Here is a 14585-nt window from a genome sequence, read left to right on the forward strand (position 1 = left end):
TGTCCATTGATTTGTATGCCAGCTACTATCCGTGCCGAAGTCATCACGATCGGCGACGAAATTTTATTCGGTCAGATAACCGATACCAACACCCAGTGGATTAGCACCGAATTGACCAACATCGGCATCCGAACGGTTCGTAAAACATCGGTGGGTGATCAGGCCGACGTGATTCTCGACGCCCTGCGCGAGGCCACGACCCGCGCCGATGTGGTTGTGATTACTGGTGGCCTTGGCCCGACCAAAGACGATATCACCAAGCGAACGCTCTGCCAGTTTTTCGGCGTGGGACTGGTGCGTAACGAACAGGCGCTCGACCTGGTGACGAGCTTTTTCCTGAAGCGGGGTCGCGACATGACTGACCTCAACCGGGGACAGGCGGACCTACCCGAGAATGCCGACTACGTGCAGAACGATTGGGGTACGGCCCCCGGCATGTGGTTCGACCACAACGACACGGTCTACATCTCGCTGCCGGGCGTGCCTTTCGAGATGAAAAACCTCATGACCCACCGGATGCTGCCGAAGCTGAAAGAGCGGTTTGAGATGCCCGTGATCCTGCACAAGATGATCCGGACCATCGGCATTGGCGAGTCGTTTCTGGCTGAGCGCATTGAAGCCTGGGAGGATGCCCTGCCACCGCATATCCGGCTGGCTTACCTGCCAAGTTTCGGGCAGGTAAAACTGCGCCTCACTGCTACCGGCACCGATGCCGATGAACTGACCCGTGACCTAAACGAGCAGGTGGCCGCGGTGTTGCCCTTGATTGAGCAGCACGTCTATGGCTACGACGGCGATGAGATCGAGCAAGTGGTGGTGAACCAGTTAAAGGAGAAAAACCTGACGCTGGGCGTCGCCGAGAGCTGCACGGGCGGGCAGGTGGCGGCTACCCTCACCAAGCTGCCGGGCGTTTCGTCGGTGTTCGTGGGCGGGGTCGTGGCCTACAGTAACGACATCAAACACATCGCGCTGGGCGTCAGCTCCGAATCGCTGGCCCGGTTTGGGGCCGTGAGCGAACCCGTCGTCTGCGAAATGGCCGAAGGGGCCCGCGTGATGCTGGGTGCCGACGTAGGCATTGCCACGAGTGGCATCGCCGGACCCGATGGTGGCACGCCCGACAAACCCGTGGGCACCATCTGGATTGCCTGCGCCACTGCGACCGGTACCACCGCCAAATTGCTGCGCCTTGGCCAATACCGCGAGCAAAACATTACCCTTACCACTACATACGTATTGAATCTACTTCGTGAACAACTGAAAAAGGAATCATCGATTAAGGACTTTAAATTATGAGCTATCAAGGATGGATTATGGATTGGCTTACGCAGGAGTCCTGTGCGCGTAAACCAATTCATAATACAGCATTCATAGCTTTTAGTCATCACTCCTACTTCTTGATTCCATCCTGAACGATGGCCCTTATTGATCTGGTAATGCCCAAAATGGGCGAGAGTATTATGGAATGCACGGTCATCACGTGGCTCAAAAAGCCCGGTGACCGCTTTGACGCCGACGAATCGCTGCTGGAAGTAGCGACCGACAAGGTGGATACGGAAGTACCCGCACCCTACGCTGGCGTGCTGAAAGAACTGCTGGTTAACGACGGCGACGTGGTGCCCATTGGCCAGCCCATTGCCCGCATCGAGACGTCGGAGGCGGTAGGCGCAGATGATACCCCCGCCAACGCACCAACGGGTGGCGATGCGGCCCCGCTGCCGTCGCTGGAAGAGGTGGGCGTGGATGCTGCCGCGGTCAACGACGTGGAAGAGGCCGAAGCGGTGGCGAGTGCCGCTGAACTGGAGGCCAGCATCGGCGCCATGAGCAGCAAATCGGCGGCGGCGCAACCAGGCAACGTACCTGCATTTGAAGGGCGGTTCTATTCGCCCCTGGTGCTGAATATCGCCAAAGAAGAAGGCATCAGCCGCGCCGAACTCGATCGCATTCCCGGCAGCGGCTCCGACAACCGGGTGACCAAGAAAGACATGCTGGCGTATGTGCTCGACCGCGCAGCGTCGAGCAAGGGGCAGGGGATGCCTGCGGCGCAGGGCATGGCCGGGAACGTACCGGTCCACCAATCCCCGCCGCCCCCCGCTACCCCTGCGGTGAAGCCAGTCCCCGCCCAAAGCCTGAATGGTTCGGCCGACATCATTCAGATGGACCGGATGCGGAAGATGATTGCGCAGCGGATGGTGGAGTCGAAGCAGATTTCGCCGCACGTGACCTCGTTTGTCGAGGCCGACCTGACCGCCGTGGTGCAGTGGCGCGCGGCCAACAAAGACGCGTTTAAGAAACAGACCGGCGAAAACCTGACGTACACGCCCATCCTGATCGACGCCATTGTGAAGGCCGTTCGCGATTTCCCGATGATCAACGTATCGGTAGAGGGCGACAGCATTCTGGTGAAGAAAGCGATCAACGTGGGCATGGCCGTGGCGCTGCCAACGGGTAACCTGATCGTGCCGGTCATTCACGACGCGGCCCAGTATAACCTCATCGGCCTGACCAAAAAGGTCAACGACCTGAGCAAACGCGCCCGCGAAAACAAACTCACCGCCGACGATCTGGCGGGTGGCACCTACACCGTTTCCAACATCGGTACGTTTGGCAACCTCATGGGTACGCCCATCATCATGCAGCCGCAGGTGGCGATTATGGCCTTCGGGGCAATCGTGAAGAAGCCCGCCGTGATCGAAACGCCGCAGGGCGACCTGATCGGCATCCGGCACATGATGTTCCTGAGCCATTCCTACGATCACCGCGTGGTCGATGGCGCGTTGGGCGGGCAGTTTGTCCGGCGCGTAGCCGACTACCTGGAGCAGTGGAACGAACCAAACCTATAAAGTTTCCAAAACCTTATAGGTTTACCTGGCGCAAACCAAAAAATCCCCGCTGCCAGAGGCGGCGGGGATTGTTGGTAAACCCGATGAGTGACCAATCAGGGTAGTTTAAAGAGCTTGTCGTTTAGTCCACGGTTTACTTTGATGGAGCTAATCGCGAGGGTGGCGTCTACCGACCCAAACGTCTGGCTGCGGGCGAAGGGCAACACCACCCCATTGACGGTTTTGTAATCCCAGAATTTAGAGGTGCTGGTTGCCAGCCCATTGGCGGTGCGGTAGTAGAGTACGCGCTGCATCCGCAGGCCCGTTTCCACGTCGAACCAGTCCTGCCATTTTTCACCGTTTCCGGTCGAGAATTCCACTTTGTACATATCGCGCCCATTGAGTGGCTCGCGGCCCAGCGTCCGGCGGATCACGTTGTATTGGGCGTAATACTGCTCGCCGAAGAGGGAGCTGCTCAGTAACTGCCGCAGGGCTGCCGCGCCTTCGTTGGCGCTGATGACCTTGCCGCCCCGGATGGTCGTGACTTTCTGCCCGTCGGAGATGGTACGGCTCACTTCAGTGCCACCCATGTAGATCACCTGCGAAAACTTGTGCCCCTGTTTGGCGTCGACGTCGATGACGGCGAGGCCATTGGGGGTGTCGGCTTTCAGGCTGAAGCTCATGTCCTGCACTTTGTCGATGGCGTCTTTGCCACCACAGGCTTTCAGGTAACGATCAACGATCGCGTCGGCAGACGGCAACTCCTGCGCGCTGACCTGCGTGGCCAGCAATAAACAGAGCGAGATAAAAAGGATGCGTTTCATGGTGAAAAGGGGTTTGGTTGGGATTGGTTATTAGTTGGCTGCGGCGTCATTTGCTGCGCGTCATTGGTAGTCATTAGGCTGCGCCGTCGTTGGTAGTCGTTAATAGTTATTGATTGTTTTTACAACGAATGACTATCAATGACGCGCAGCAAATGACGCCGAAGGCAAATGACCCTTACCACCTACTGTTCCAGCTTGACGCGGCTGCGTTCGTCGTCGGCAGTGGTGGTGCGCTTGCGGGATGATTTCAGCTTGGTGTTGCCGAAAGCGTGGGTCAGGGTGAGGCGATACTGCCGACTCTCCCAGAGCGAAAAAATGCGCAGGTTCATCTGCTGATAGTTGACCGTGCCCACGATTCGTGATCCGTAGAAGAGGTCGTTGGCCGACAGGCGCAGCTTGGTTTGCTCGTTGGCGAGGCTATACTGCATGCCCATGTTGACCACGCCGTAACCGTTGTAGCGCACCAGCCCCAGCACACCCGGCCCCTGATACGAGCCCGACAGCTCGACCGAGAGCCGCGAGCCTACTTTGGCTGTGGCCGTGGCGAAGGCCGTATACGACCAGCGAGCGTCGGCGTAGAGGCCATCCAGGTACGTGGAGGTGTAGCTGTTTCGGAAGCCCGTCAGGCTACCGTAGCCCGACAACCATTTGGCAAACGAAAGCGGGAAGTTGAGCGTGGCGTAGGCGTTGTGCTGCTCGTCGAGGTTGGCCATCGTCGAGAAGGCGGCCCGGCTGTTGGGGTCCTGCTCGGTCACCTGCGTGATCACGTTGTTGGTGACGCTATAGCCCACCGAAAACAGGGGCAGTTTCTGGTACGTCAGCGTGGCTTTCCAATTGTTGGTCAGCTGCGGCACCAGGTTGGGGTTGCCCCGCTGGTAGGTGTACGGGTCAATGTAGTACACGAACGGGTTCAGGTCCTGGTAGCCCGGCCGGTCGATGCGGCGGCTGTACGATACCGATACGCCCAGGATGCTCGTCAAGGCCTGATTGAAAAACACGCTGGGAAACCACTGCCAGTATTGTCGGCTGTTGCGTTGGTTCAACGTACCTGAGACGCCCTCGGTATCGGTGTATTCGGTCCGCAGACCAACCTGCAAATCGGCGCGTTTCCAGTTTTTGTGCATTGTCACGTACCCCGCCCGCACATCTTCGCTGTAGGTGAACTGGTTGGACCGGCTGCGGTCGGGTTGCCATTGCTCGGCTACCTGCACCTCGGCGGCCAGATCGCTGTCGATAAGCGTACCACTGAGCTTGAACCCCATTTCCAGCTTGTAGCTGTTGGGCAGTGGCCGCACGTAGTCGAGCTTGACCGCCTTGTAGTTGACCGTTGTGGGCAGGTTGTTCCGAATGGCCTGACTCACGGGTAGCGTATCGGCGAGGCGTTGGGTGGTCAACAGCGAGTGATTCCGCAGGTTATAGCGGGCCATGTCGGCGTCGACGGTCAGCTCATGACCCCGGTCGTTGAGCGTTAGTTTGTAGTTCAGGTTGGCCGTCAGGTTCTGCCAGCGGCGATCGGTCTGGTTGCGGGTTTTGAGCAGGTTCTGCGTCTGCCCCGGCGTGGTGGCGTCGGTGTCAGTTTGGCCGTTGGCGTCGCCTTCGCTGTCGAGGCCGTTCAGCAACACGCCCAGCAGGCTCCGTTTGCCCAGTGACCAGTCGGCCCCCAGCCGGAAGGTGCTGCCCTGCGTGGTGCGGGGTTCGTAGGTCTGTTGCCGCAGCACAAACGGCACCCCATTTTCGACCAGATCACGTTCGAAGGTATTCTGGTTGAAGGTTTTGCGGTAACTGTAGCTATACGTACCGAAGAGGTTGATGGGACCGGTGCGGTGGTTGAACGACAGCCCGCCCGACGATTTGGCGTAGGTGCCGTAGCCCACGCTGCCTGTCAGTAGCACGTGCGTGCCTTGGCGGTCGCTCTTTTTCAGCACCACGTTGATGATCCCCGCCGAGCCGGCCGCGTCGTAGCGGGCACCGGGCTGACTGATCAGCTCGATCCGGTCGATGGTGCTGCTCGGAATGTCGCGCAGCAGTTGGGTCATGTCGGTATGGGCCGAGGGTTTGCCGTCGATGTAGATGGCCACGCCCGTGCGTCCCGCCAGCGAAATCCGGTCGTTGATGACCTGGATACCGGGCGCTTTCTCAAGCGCGTCGAGGGCCGAGCCGCCACTCACCGCCAGGTTGTTGCCGACATTGAGCACCAGTTTGTCGTTGAGTTGCTCGATAAACGGTTTCTGGTCCACCACCTTTACTTCCTGCAACTGCTTCACGTCGGGGATAAGCGCAACGGTAGGTACGTTGGTGGTCTGTCCGGCCAGCGTCGTGGGCAGGGCGATTGTCTGGCGGCGATAGCCCACCACCGATACGACGAGGCGGTAAGTGCCTGCGGGTTTGCTGAAGACAAACGAGCCATCGGCCTCGGTGTAGCCCGCGCCCACTTCGACCGAGTCGGCGGCGCGTTGCAGTACCACGGTTGCCAGTTCGAGCGGACGTTTGTATTCGTCGATAACCTGCCCCGTGATGCGGCTGAGCGAATCGCTTTGGGCCAGCGTGAGCATGGGAAGGCCAAGGGCCAGGCTGAGGCCCAACAGCCAATGTAGCGGTTTTGTCATGGTCTGGAAGGGATGAGGTTAGCAGACAATGGCCTGACCAACGAGCATATCGATCAACTCGGGTTTGCGGATGGCATCGAGCCGGAAGTGAGGCGTGTTCAGCAGCTCGCCTAACTGGCGCGTCACCCGAAACGACCGGTAGAGGTGCTTGTCGAACAGCACCGTTGTATTGCCGTCCGGTACGTTGGCGTAGCGAGTGTGGTTAAAGAACCAGTCGGTTTTATCGGTGACGGCGGGTGCGTTGGTGGCTGGGTACGTTGCCCGCAACCGATTCAGGTCGAGGTATTTCTGCACGTATAGCCAGCCTTCCCACTGCGACGGGTATTGGCGTAGCGTCGTGGCAAAATCGTCGTAGAGCCGCTGCGTGATTGAGGCGCAGACGGCCTCGCGCTCGGCAGCGGGCGTTTCGGTGGGCGTGATGGGCGCAAACACCTGCACGGCGTTGGTGTAGGCGTCGGGGCGGTAGGCGAAGATGGGCACGATGGGCGCCTGCGTGGCCACCGACAGGAAGGCAATGCCTTTTCGGGCGAGCAGCGGTTTACCCAGAAAATCGATTCCAACCAGTTTGTCGTCTTGCCGGGTGACGCCGCCCGCGCCGGTGTTGCCGTCGAGGTAGGCGATCAGGATGCGGCCCTGCTTCAGCGCCCGTATGAGCTGAATGCCCGCCGAAGGTTGTTCGGCGTCGATCAGCGCCATGTCGGCGTTAGGCTGGTTGAACAAGGCTGCGGCTTCGCGCTGGATGCGCAGGAATTTGTCGCCTTGTTTCTGAAAGGTGTTCGTGTCGATCAGCAGGCTGAATTTCAGTCCCAGCCGCGTCAGCAGCAGGCCCAGTAGCCGGTAGGAGCCGAGGTGGCAGGTACAGAAAATCGTTGGCTTGCCCGCGGCTGCGTCCCAAAGGCCGTCGGCATCGCCGGTGATGACGAGTTCAGCCGCTTTGGTCACGATCTTTTCATCCATACCGGCCAGGTGCTGGTAGTAGAGAATGTCGGCGAAAAAACGGTTGTAATCGGCTGCGGGCAGGTTGGGCAGAAACGTTTGCAGGTTGGCCGACACCATCAGGTGGCTCTGCGGACGCGACGTAATCAGGTCGGTCGTGTCGTAGTGAATGCGGAGCGCATCCACGGCTTGTTCATACGTAAGGTTCGGATTCATGGTCACTCAGGGGAGGAATTGTGAATAATGCTTAGTGTCGTGGCGGCTGATCGTGGAGCTGCCCTCACCTCTTTGTCAGACTACATAGCTGGCGAGGAGCAGCAGCAGTTGGGCGGCGGTTTGTACCGTGACCTGGTCGCGGTCGCGGTCGGGGTTTACTTCCACCAGATCGACGCCCACGACGCGTTGACCTTGCAGGAAATGCGCGAGCAGGTGGCACACTTCGTCGTAGCTGAAGCCGCCGGGTACGGGCGTAGCGGTGCCGGGCGCTACCGCCGGGTCGAGCACGTCGATGTCGAAGGTGACATACACGGGCCAGTCAGTCGGGAGGGTGGGCAGGGTGTTGGCGATCAGCGCCTGCCGGGCGTCTTCGGCCCAGAGAATGTGACGGCGGCTGGTGTCGTGCTGCGAAATATTGGTGAAGCCGCGCAGGCCGATCTGCGTGACCCGTTTCAGGCCGGGCAGTTCAAGGCTGCGCGACATAAACGTGCCGTGGCTGTGAGCCCCGCGCCGGGCGTAGAGCCGGTTATAGCTCGACTCGTAGGTGTCGCAGTGGGCGTCGAAGTGCAGCACCTGGATGGCCCCGTATTGCTCGGTAATCGCCTGAATACCCGCGTAACTGATCGAGTGATCGCCACCGAGCAGTACCGGCACCTGCCCGCGTTGGGCCGTCAGTTGCACGGCCCGCCCAATCTTGGCGTACACGTCGGTGGCCGATTCGAACGGAAAAAAGAGCAGATCGCCCCAATCGCGGAGGTCACCGGCGAGCAGGCGGTCGGTGAGGCGGGTGGGCGGCGTGGTGGCGTAGAGGCCCCGGAAATGCACGTTGGCCAGGTTGGCGTCGGGCCCCAGGTTGATTTTCTGCTGCTTCGTGTAGGCCCGCACCACCGACGGGAACCGATCGCAACCCGGCGAGATGCCGTTTCCCCCACCATACGGCACCCCGATGAACACTACGCCGGGGTCTTCACTGCGCCGCTGGTGATCGGGCAGGTTGAACAGCCGGTTGGTAAGCTGGTTGATGTGGAACAGGTCTTCGTGGGCGCTGTGGGCGGCGTCGATGATCAGCTTTTCGGAGGTCAGAAACCGGATGGTGCGGTCGATGGCCGTCGGGGGCAGGTCGGGCAGGGCGTCGCAGAGCTGGCTCGGCGTGGCGGTTTTCTGGAGCAAGGCCAGAATCCGGGCAACGTCGGCCGTGATCTGGTACTGCTTGCCCGTCAGCAGGTGCGCAATCTGGTAGTTGCCGGCGCTGCGGCTCCGAACACTCAGGCAGGCCGAGAGTGTGTACTGGGTTTCGGCAGGAAGAACGAGCGTTTCCATAAGCATGGGGCGAAACGGTTAAACCGGGCTGGATACAGAGGCTGGGCGACGGCGGGCTTTGATGAGCCGATGGCCGAAAAAGCCCGAGATAATGAGCAGGAAGAGCGTGCGGGCCAGCGTCAGCAGGTCGTCGGGGTGATACTCGGCCAGGTGCCAGTGGCCGTAGTAGCTGAACACTACACCCACGCCCACGAGCGACGTATAGAGGACTTTCACAAACACGATGGCCAGTATGGTAATCACGACCGTACTGCTGACGGTGTAGACGAACAGCGGCCATTCGGTGGACCGGACGAGCTGCCGCATGGGTACGTTGCCCCAGCGTTTTTTCAGCGTCGCCCAGTACCGGCGCGACTGGGTACGTAGGTTGGGCAGGTTGAAGAGGTCGCTGTAGATCCAGTAGCCATCGTAGCGCAGAAAGGGGTTCAGTGAGTAGAGCATCACCAGCGAGTTCAGGATGATGATCGGGCTCAGGAACAGGTACGTTGCCGGGAAGGCATAGGCCACCGCCACAAACAGGCCGTTAAGCAGCAACTGGAAATAGATGCCGCCCAGGTTGACAACGATGCGGCGGGTACGGTCGAGCGCCCAGATCACCGACACGTCGGCGTAGAAGACGGGGAAGATGAGGTAAAAGCCGAACCCGATGTCGCCGGGGTCGAGGCCGAAGCGGCGGGTGGCGCTGGCGTGGCCCAACTCGTGGCAGATAAACACGGTGAAGTAGATTATGTAGGCCACTACGAGCCAGATACCTTCGTTGCCGCGCCAGATGCTGCGGTGCTGGCTGATGAACGTGTCGGTTACCTGGTAGAAGTAAAGCCCCGTTGCCAGCAGGCAACTTACCACCAGCACCGGCATCAGGGCGGGGTTGAAGAGGTGACCCAGCAGGCGTAACAGCCGCGGGAGCCGGGCCGGACGCAGCAGCGTAATCTTGCCAAAAACATACTGCATGTTGGCCACGACGTCGGACTTGGCGGCGGCCGACTCGTTGAGGCGGGTGAGCGTGGTTTCGGCCAGTTCCTGCACCGCCTGCTCAGGTACGTTCAGCCCGTCGGCTTGCAATTGAGCCGAAATCTGGGCGTAGGTGAGGCCCTGCCGCAGCCCTTCGATGATTCGGTAAACCGACTCGCGGACGTAAAACGAGGTGGCGGGCGTTTTCAGCAGGTACGTTGTTGGCATGCCGGTGCCAACCTGAGCGATTTCCAAATGGCTCAGCGCGGAAGCGGGCGAAGTTGTCATGGTACGTGGGGAAGGAGAGGAGGGAAGCGACGGGCCGTTAGCCTCAGGCTGAAAGCCCCCAGGCTGATCAGGCCGTAGCGACGGCGCGGCTGGCCCGGAGGTGGGCGATCAGCCGGGCGGGCAACCGAAGCTGCCCGTTGATGTACTGACTCAGCCGGGGCCGGAAGGCCTGCACCGAGGCGTCGGCCCGGAACAGGAGCTGGTTCAGGTCGCGCACCAGCGAGAGCTTCATCTGGTCGTAGGCTGAGGGGTATTGCCCCAGGAAATAGGCCGTTTGCAACAGAAAATCGCGGTAACGGTGAGCCGCCAGGTCGCGTTTGGCTTCGGCCCAGTCGAGCAGGGCCGAGTAGGGCGAAGGCGCGGCGGGCAGGGTATTGGTCAACGACAGACTAACGTCGGTCAGGATGTCGTTCAGAATGGTCGGTTCAAGGTCGGGCCGTTTCAGGGCCAGAAAGGTCAGTTCGTTCACGATCTCCATGAACTGAACGCTCAGAAGTTGGGTGGGTAGCTGCCGCAGCATGGGCTCGTGCCAGTAGCCCGGCAGGGTGGGCAATTGGCCAGTCGCGAGGTAGTTGATGAGTTGCCGGATGGTGTCGAGCCCCAGTTCGTAGCGACCCTCAGCCAGGTCGATCCGGCTCAGGTTGAACAGCTGCTGAATCCGGTGCATGTGCAGCACGGTGTAGCGGTGCTGCCACTCGTTGCTGAGGGCGATCGACCGGTCGGCGTAGCGGCGGGCCGTGTCGAACTGGCCCTTGCGGTAATGGTAAAACGAAACCATCGGGCTCACCAGCGTTTCGGCCAGCGCGTTGGCGTCGGTGGGTAGGGTGGGGATGGCCGCCAGCACGGGTTCCAGGCGGGCAAAGCCCTCGTCGAGCTGCCCTTTTTTCATCGCCTGAAAGCCCGATACGGCCTTCAACAACAGCATCATCAACTGATCGGCCCCCGCCGGAACGGTGGGCAGCAGCGCGATGAGCGTTTGCTGGAACACGTTTTCCTGCGACGACCCCGGCCCGGCGTCGGGGGCAACGGGTGCAGCCGTCGTCAGGCGGTCGAAAAACTGCTGATAGTCGTGCAGACTCGGATACGAACGGGTCGATGAGGGTGTCATGGTTCAGGAAAAGGAAAGGGTGAACAAGGGGTGGAAAGGTGGCCCCAAACACCCGATGGGCGGGGTTTGGGGCCGGGTCACTCGGGCTTACAGCGGCAGATCGGGGTACTTGTTATCGTTGCAGCGGTCGCAGCGGCCTTCTTCAGCAGCGGTAGCCAGCTCAAGGCGGTCTTCCAGCTCAATGATCATCAGCAGGTCGTCGGCAGTCGGTTGCTCAGCGGGGAGGAGGGACAGATTTTCCATTGGTGTATTATTCGGATTTAGGGATGTAGAAAAGGGTAACTTGGTTGGTAATTAGCCGATTACAGGATCACCGTGTCGGGGTAGTCGTTGCCGTTGCAGCGGTGGCAGCGGCCTTCTTCGGCGGCCGAGGCCAGCTCGAGGCGGTCTTCCAGTTCAACGATCATCAACAGGTCATCGGCGTTGACTTGCTCGGCGGGGAGATTAGTTTGGTTTTCCATGAGTTTTAATCGTGATTAAGGGGTTGAATGAGGATGAGATAAACAGATGATTGAGAGAAACTACAAGGCGATGGTATCGGGGTAGTCGTTACCGTTGCAGCGGTGGCAGCGGCCTTCTTCGGCGGCCGAAGCCAGCTCGAGGCGATCTTCCAGTTCAACAATCGTCAACAGGTTGAGCGTGTTGTCTTGCTCAGCGGGGATTACTTGGTTTTCCATGAGTTTTGGAATTAGTTAAGGGTGAAAAATTTGGTTTGGCTTTGTGGCGTGGCCCTGACCGAAAACATTCGCGACTGCTTCGTTTGGGGACCGTTGCGCCGTTTGACTGTGACAAAACAAGCACCGCCAACCGCCCGGCTAAAGTTCTTTCGACCAATGCCCCACCTTCCTTCGACCAATGCTGCCCTTCCACCTACCAATCCTTTCACCGACGGCGTATGAGTAGACCTCTAACTTGCTATCTGGTCGACGATGAGTCGGCCGCCCACACCATTTTGTCGAAGTTTATCAGCCGGGTGCCCTACCTGCAGCTGCTGGGGCAAAGCCTCGATCCGTTCGATGGCCTCGAGCAGGTGGAAGCCCTGCGGCCCGACGTGCTGTTTCTGGACGTGGAAATGCCCGACATGAGTGGGGTGGCGTTTCTGAAGTCGCTCACGCCGCCGCATCCTGCCGTGGTAATGGTGACGGCTTCGCCGCAGTATGCCGCCGACACCTACAACTTCGAGGCCGTGACGCACTATCTGCTCAAGCCCGTTGGGTACGACAAATTCATGGAGGCCGTGGCGCGCGTAACCAAGCGCCTGCACTACGATCCCAACGGTACGCCCCCCGCCAACGTACCCAGTGCCCCAGTCGCCAACGTACCTGAGGTCGATCCGCGCGAAAACGTGCCGTACTTTCTGATCAAGGAAGACAAGAAGCTCGTGCGGGTGGCGCCCGAAGACATCGTGTTTGTGGAGGGGATGAAAGATTACCTCAAAATCCACCTCAACAGCCGCATGATCGTCACGCACATGACCATGAGCAAGCTGGAAGAACTGCTGCCGCCCTCGCAGTTTCTGCGGATCAACCGGTCGTACATCGTGCGGCGGCTGGCCATCAAAGAGATCGACGGCAACCAGATCACCACGCTCGACGGCAAGAAGGTCTACATCGGGGTGACGTACCGCGAGGCCGTGATGAAGGAGTTGAAAAAGAACATGATCTAATCCCTCGCCATGCCAAATCAATCGGTGCGGGCGCGGTTCTGGGCGCTGCTGCAAGGGGCGTGGCGCTGGCTGTCGGCGCGGCCGTGGCTGCGGCGGGCGCTGCTGTGGGGGCTTTGTTATTACTACGTGCGGTACGTCTACTACGGCGAGTTCTTCCAGGCGTCGGCGCGCACGCTCGACGTGCTGGCGCTGGTGTTGCAGGCGCAGACGATGCTGATCTACTACGTGTTTGGGTACGTCATCTTCCCGCGTACGCTCTACAAAGGCAAGATCCTCGAGTTTGTGGGTACGTTGTTCGTCACCCACGCGCTCATCTACCAGACTAACTACTGGCTGTTTTACGGGCTGGCGAAGACCGGCGAGCCGGGCCGGTTGCAGCGGCTGTGGGCGCTGGTCGAAACCTGGGGCCTGTGGGGCTGGATCAACAACGGCACGGCTGCCTCGTGGAGCTTCTTCTGGACGTTTACGGTCGTCATCTTCCTGCTGGCCGTGCGGGCGGTGATCGACATCATCCGCCTCCGTACGCACGTCATTCAACTCGAAAAAGACAAGCTGCAACTTGAGCTCGACTTCCTGAAGTCGCAGGTGAATCCGCATTTTCTGTTCAACACGCTCAACAGCGTGTATGCCCGCGTGTTCGACACCGACGAAAGCGCCGCCGACCTGCTGCTGCGCCTGTCGGAACTGATGCGCTACAACCTCTACGAAACCAACCAGCCCCGCGTGGCGCTGACGAGCGAACTGGCGTACATCCAGAACTACCTCGACCTGGAACGCAACCGGCTTGAAGGGCAACCCGTCGAGATTACGTATGCCCAAACCGGTGAAGCGACCACGCACACCATCGCGCCCCTGCTGCTGATTGCGTTCGTCGAGAATGCGTTCAAGCATGGCGTCAAGGGGGCCACCAAACCGGCGTTTGTGCGGGTGGCAGTGCAGGTGGCGGGGGGGCAACTCCTGTTTACGGTTGAAAACAGCGTGTTTCCCAAGCGGCAGTCGGTGAGCCCTGACCCCGTGAAGCAATCGGGTGGCATCGGGCTCGACAACGTGCGGCGGCGGTTACAGACCCTGTACCCCAACCGGCATAGCCTGACCGTTACGCCCGGCGACGCCAGCTATCAGGCGCAGGTCACGCTGGAGTTGTGAGGCCGGGGCGTTTTCATTCATCGAACAATGGGCCACATTGGTCGAAAAAGCGGCAGGTATCGGTCGAAAGGAATTGAAACAGGACCTTGGCAGTGAATAAGTTTGACTCGTCGGACAGGCACAAACGCCGCTGACGCCTAGACCCTTAATCGCCTCATCTGCTCCTTTTCTTCTCCTATCGACCATGAAAAACCAAGCTACTGCCCCCGCTTCTCGTTTCGTGTTGAAAAAACAACGCCTCGTTTGTTTGAGCACGCTGGCCAACCCCACCGCTGTTCGCACCGGTGGCCGCACGCACCCTACCGTTACCATTACGACCTACTAATTCGTCCCTACCCCTTGCAACAGTATCACCTGCTTAACTACCCGTTGGTAGGTCGGCGGCTGCTGACCTATTACCTCCAGCGTACCGGATGGCTCTGCGAAGGCAGCGTGGGTACGTTCTCGGAGGCCATGCTGGAGAGCGTCCTGGGCAACCGGGACGCCATTCTCTTTTTACACCTACCCGACCCCGACGATAACGACCTGCCCGGCTCGTTTCGGGACGCGCTTTGCCAACACCCGGCCGTGATTGTTACCTCGCCCTACCCGGCCCATCTGTTCAACTGGCTTCCTTTCCGGCCCTTTGCGTTCATGACCGAGCCATTTTCCTACGATCAGTTTGCGGCCTGTCTGGAAAAATACGTGGCTGTTTTTGGGTAATAA

General features: G+C 59.8%; 15 protein-coding genes. 6 read left to right on the forward strand and 9 right to left on the reverse strand.

All coding sequences use genetic code 11. The features are described from left to right. The first annotated feature begins 15 nt into the window (after positions 1 to 15). Positions 16 to 1293: a competence/damage-inducible protein A gene (locus FAES_RS10240; RefSeq protein ID WP_015331131.1), complete on the forward strand. Its 1278-nt coding sequence runs from the start codon at positions 16 to 18 to the stop codon at positions 1291 to 1293. Between the two features lie 119 nt (positions 1294 to 1412). Then, positions 1413 to 2840: a dihydrolipoamide acetyltransferase family protein gene (locus FAES_RS10245; protein WP_015331132.1), complete on the forward strand. Its 1428-nt coding sequence runs from the start codon at positions 1413 to 1415 to the stop codon at positions 2838 to 2840. Between the two features lie 95 nt (positions 2841 to 2935). Here the strand turns inward: FAES_RS10245 and FAES_RS10250 are convergent, their stop codons facing one another. From FAES_RS10250 to FAES_RS30495, 9 genes are all read right to left on the reverse strand, one after another. Continuing rightward, complete coding sequence (locus FAES_RS10250; RefSeq protein ID WP_015331133.1) at positions 2936 to 3643, reverse strand: LolA family protein; 708 nt, start codon at positions 3641 to 3643, stop codon at positions 2936 to 2938. Positions 3644 to 3825: 182 nt separating this feature from the next. After that, positions 3826 to 6249 carry a TonB-dependent receptor gene (locus FAES_RS10255; protein WP_015331134.1) on the reverse strand — a complete coding sequence of 808 codons (2424 nt, stop codon included), beginning with the start codon at positions 6247 to 6249 and terminating at the stop codon, positions 3826 to 3828. A gap of 18 nt (positions 6250 to 6267) precedes the next feature. Further along, positions 6268 to 7401: an LpxL/LpxP family acyltransferase gene (locus FAES_RS10260; RefSeq protein ID WP_015331135.1), complete on the reverse strand. Its 1134-nt coding sequence runs from the start codon at positions 7399 to 7401 to the stop codon at positions 6268 to 6270. Between the two features lie 75 nt (positions 7402 to 7476). Further along, the gene (locus tag FAES_RS28945) at positions 7477 to 8721 is read right to left on the reverse strand and encodes an arginase family protein (protein WP_051054064.1); all 1245 of its coding nucleotides are present in this window, start codon (positions 8719 to 8721) and stop codon (positions 7477 to 7479) included. An 18-nt stretch (positions 8722 to 8739) separates the two neighbouring features. Next, positions 8740 to 9960: a hypothetical protein gene (locus tag FAES_RS28950; protein WP_015331137.1), complete on the reverse strand. Its 1221-nt coding sequence runs from the start codon at positions 9958 to 9960 to the stop codon at positions 8740 to 8742. Between the two features lie 67 nt (positions 9961 to 10027). Next, the gene (locus FAES_RS10275; protein ID WP_015331138.1) at positions 10028 to 11068 is read right to left on the reverse strand and encodes a hypothetical protein; all 1041 of its coding nucleotides are present in this window, start codon (positions 11066 to 11068) and stop codon (positions 10028 to 10030) included. 87 nt (positions 11069 to 11155) lie between these two features. Beyond that, complete coding sequence (locus FAES_RS30485; protein WP_015331139.1) at positions 11156 to 11311, reverse strand: hypothetical protein; 156 nt, start codon at positions 11309 to 11311, stop codon at positions 11156 to 11158. Positions 11312 to 11370: 59 nt separating this feature from the next. Beyond that, positions 11371 to 11529: a hypothetical protein gene (locus FAES_RS30490; RefSeq protein WP_015331140.1), complete on the reverse strand. Its 159-nt coding sequence runs from the start codon at positions 11527 to 11529 to the stop codon at positions 11371 to 11373. Between the two features lie 60 nt (positions 11530 to 11589). Next, positions 11590 to 11745, reverse strand: a complete 156-nt coding sequence (locus tag FAES_RS30495; RefSeq protein ID WP_015331141.1) for a hypothetical protein — start codon at positions 11743 to 11745, stop codon at positions 11590 to 11592. A gap of 218 nt (positions 11746 to 11963) precedes the next feature. Here FAES_RS30495 and FAES_RS10280 point away from each other — a divergent pair, with 218 nt between their 5' ends. From FAES_RS10280 to FAES_RS10290, 4 genes are all read left to right on the forward strand, one after another. After that, positions 11964 to 12734, forward strand: a complete 771-nt coding sequence (locus FAES_RS10280) for a LytR/AlgR family response regulator transcription factor (protein ID WP_015331142.1) — start codon at positions 11964 to 11966, stop codon at positions 12732 to 12734. A 9-nt stretch (positions 12735 to 12743) separates the two neighbouring features. Next, a complete protein-coding gene (locus FAES_RS28955; protein WP_015331143.1) occupies positions 12744 to 13880 on the forward strand; it encodes a sensor histidine kinase in 1137 nt (378 codons plus the stop codon). 184 nt (positions 13881 to 14064) lie between these two features. Beyond that, positions 14065 to 14205, forward strand: a complete 141-nt coding sequence (locus tag FAES_RS30350; RefSeq protein ID WP_158408764.1) for a hypothetical protein — start codon at positions 14065 to 14067, stop codon at positions 14203 to 14205. Positions 14206 to 14219: 14 nt separating this feature from the next. Next, positions 14220 to 14582, forward strand: coding sequence for a hypothetical protein (locus FAES_RS10290; protein ID WP_148289335.1), 363 nt, complete (start codon positions 14220 to 14222; stop codon positions 14580 to 14582). Positions 14583 to 14585: the final 3 nt, after the last annotated feature.

Source organism: Fibrella aestuarina BUZ 2, assembly GCF_000331105.1.
Classification (GTDB): Bacteria; Bacteroidota; Bacteroidia; order Cytophagales; family Spirosomataceae; genus Fibrella; species Fibrella aestuarina.

Coding starts and splice junctions, on each gene's coding strand:
- FAES_RS10240 (WP_015331131.1), top strand. CDS start 16: ATGCCAGCTACTATCCGTGCCGAAGTCATCACGATCGGCGACGAAATT.
- FAES_RS10245 (WP_015331132.1), top strand. CDS start 1,413: ATGGCCCTTATTGATCTGGTAATGCCCAAAATGGGCGAGAGTATTATG.
- FAES_RS10250 (WP_015331133.1), bottom strand. CDS start 3,643: ATGAAACGCATCCTTTTTATCTCGCTCTGTTTATTGCTGGCCACGCAG.
- FAES_RS10255 (WP_015331134.1), bottom strand. CDS start 6,249: ATGACAAAACCGCTACATTGGCTGTTGGGCCTCAGCCTGGCCCTTGGC.
- FAES_RS10260 (WP_015331135.1), bottom strand. CDS start 7,401: ATGAATCCGAACCTTACGTATGAACAAGCCGTGGATGCGCTCCGCATT.
- FAES_RS28945 (WP_051054064.1), bottom strand. CDS start 8,721: ATGGAAACGCTCGTTCTTCCTGCCGAAACCCAGTACACACTCTCGGCC.
- FAES_RS28950 (WP_015331137.1), bottom strand. CDS start 9,960: ATGACAACTTCGCCCGCTTCCGCGCTGAGCCATTTGGAAATCGCTCAG.
- FAES_RS10275 (WP_015331138.1), bottom strand. CDS start 11,068: ATGACACCCTCATCGACCCGTTCGTATCCGAGTCTGCACGACTATCAG.
- FAES_RS30485 (WP_015331139.1), bottom strand. CDS start 11,311: ATGGAAAATCTGTCCCTCCTCCCCGCTGAGCAACCGACTGCCGACGAC.
- FAES_RS30490 (WP_015331140.1), bottom strand. CDS start 11,529: ATGGAAAACCAAACTAATCTCCCCGCCGAGCAAGTCAACGCCGATGAC.
- FAES_RS30495 (WP_015331141.1), bottom strand. CDS start 11,745: ATGGAAAACCAAGTAATCCCCGCTGAGCAAGACAACACGCTCAACCTG.
- FAES_RS10280 (WP_015331142.1), top strand. CDS start 11,964: ATGAGTAGACCTCTAACTTGCTATCTGGTCGACGATGAGTCGGCCGCC.
- FAES_RS28955 (WP_015331143.1), top strand. CDS start 12,744: ATGCCAAATCAATCGGTGCGGGCGCGGTTCTGGGCGCTGCTGCAAGGG.
- FAES_RS30350 (WP_158408764.1), top strand. CDS start 14,065: ATGAAAAACCAAGCTACTGCCCCCGCTTCTCGTTTCGTGTTGAAAAAA.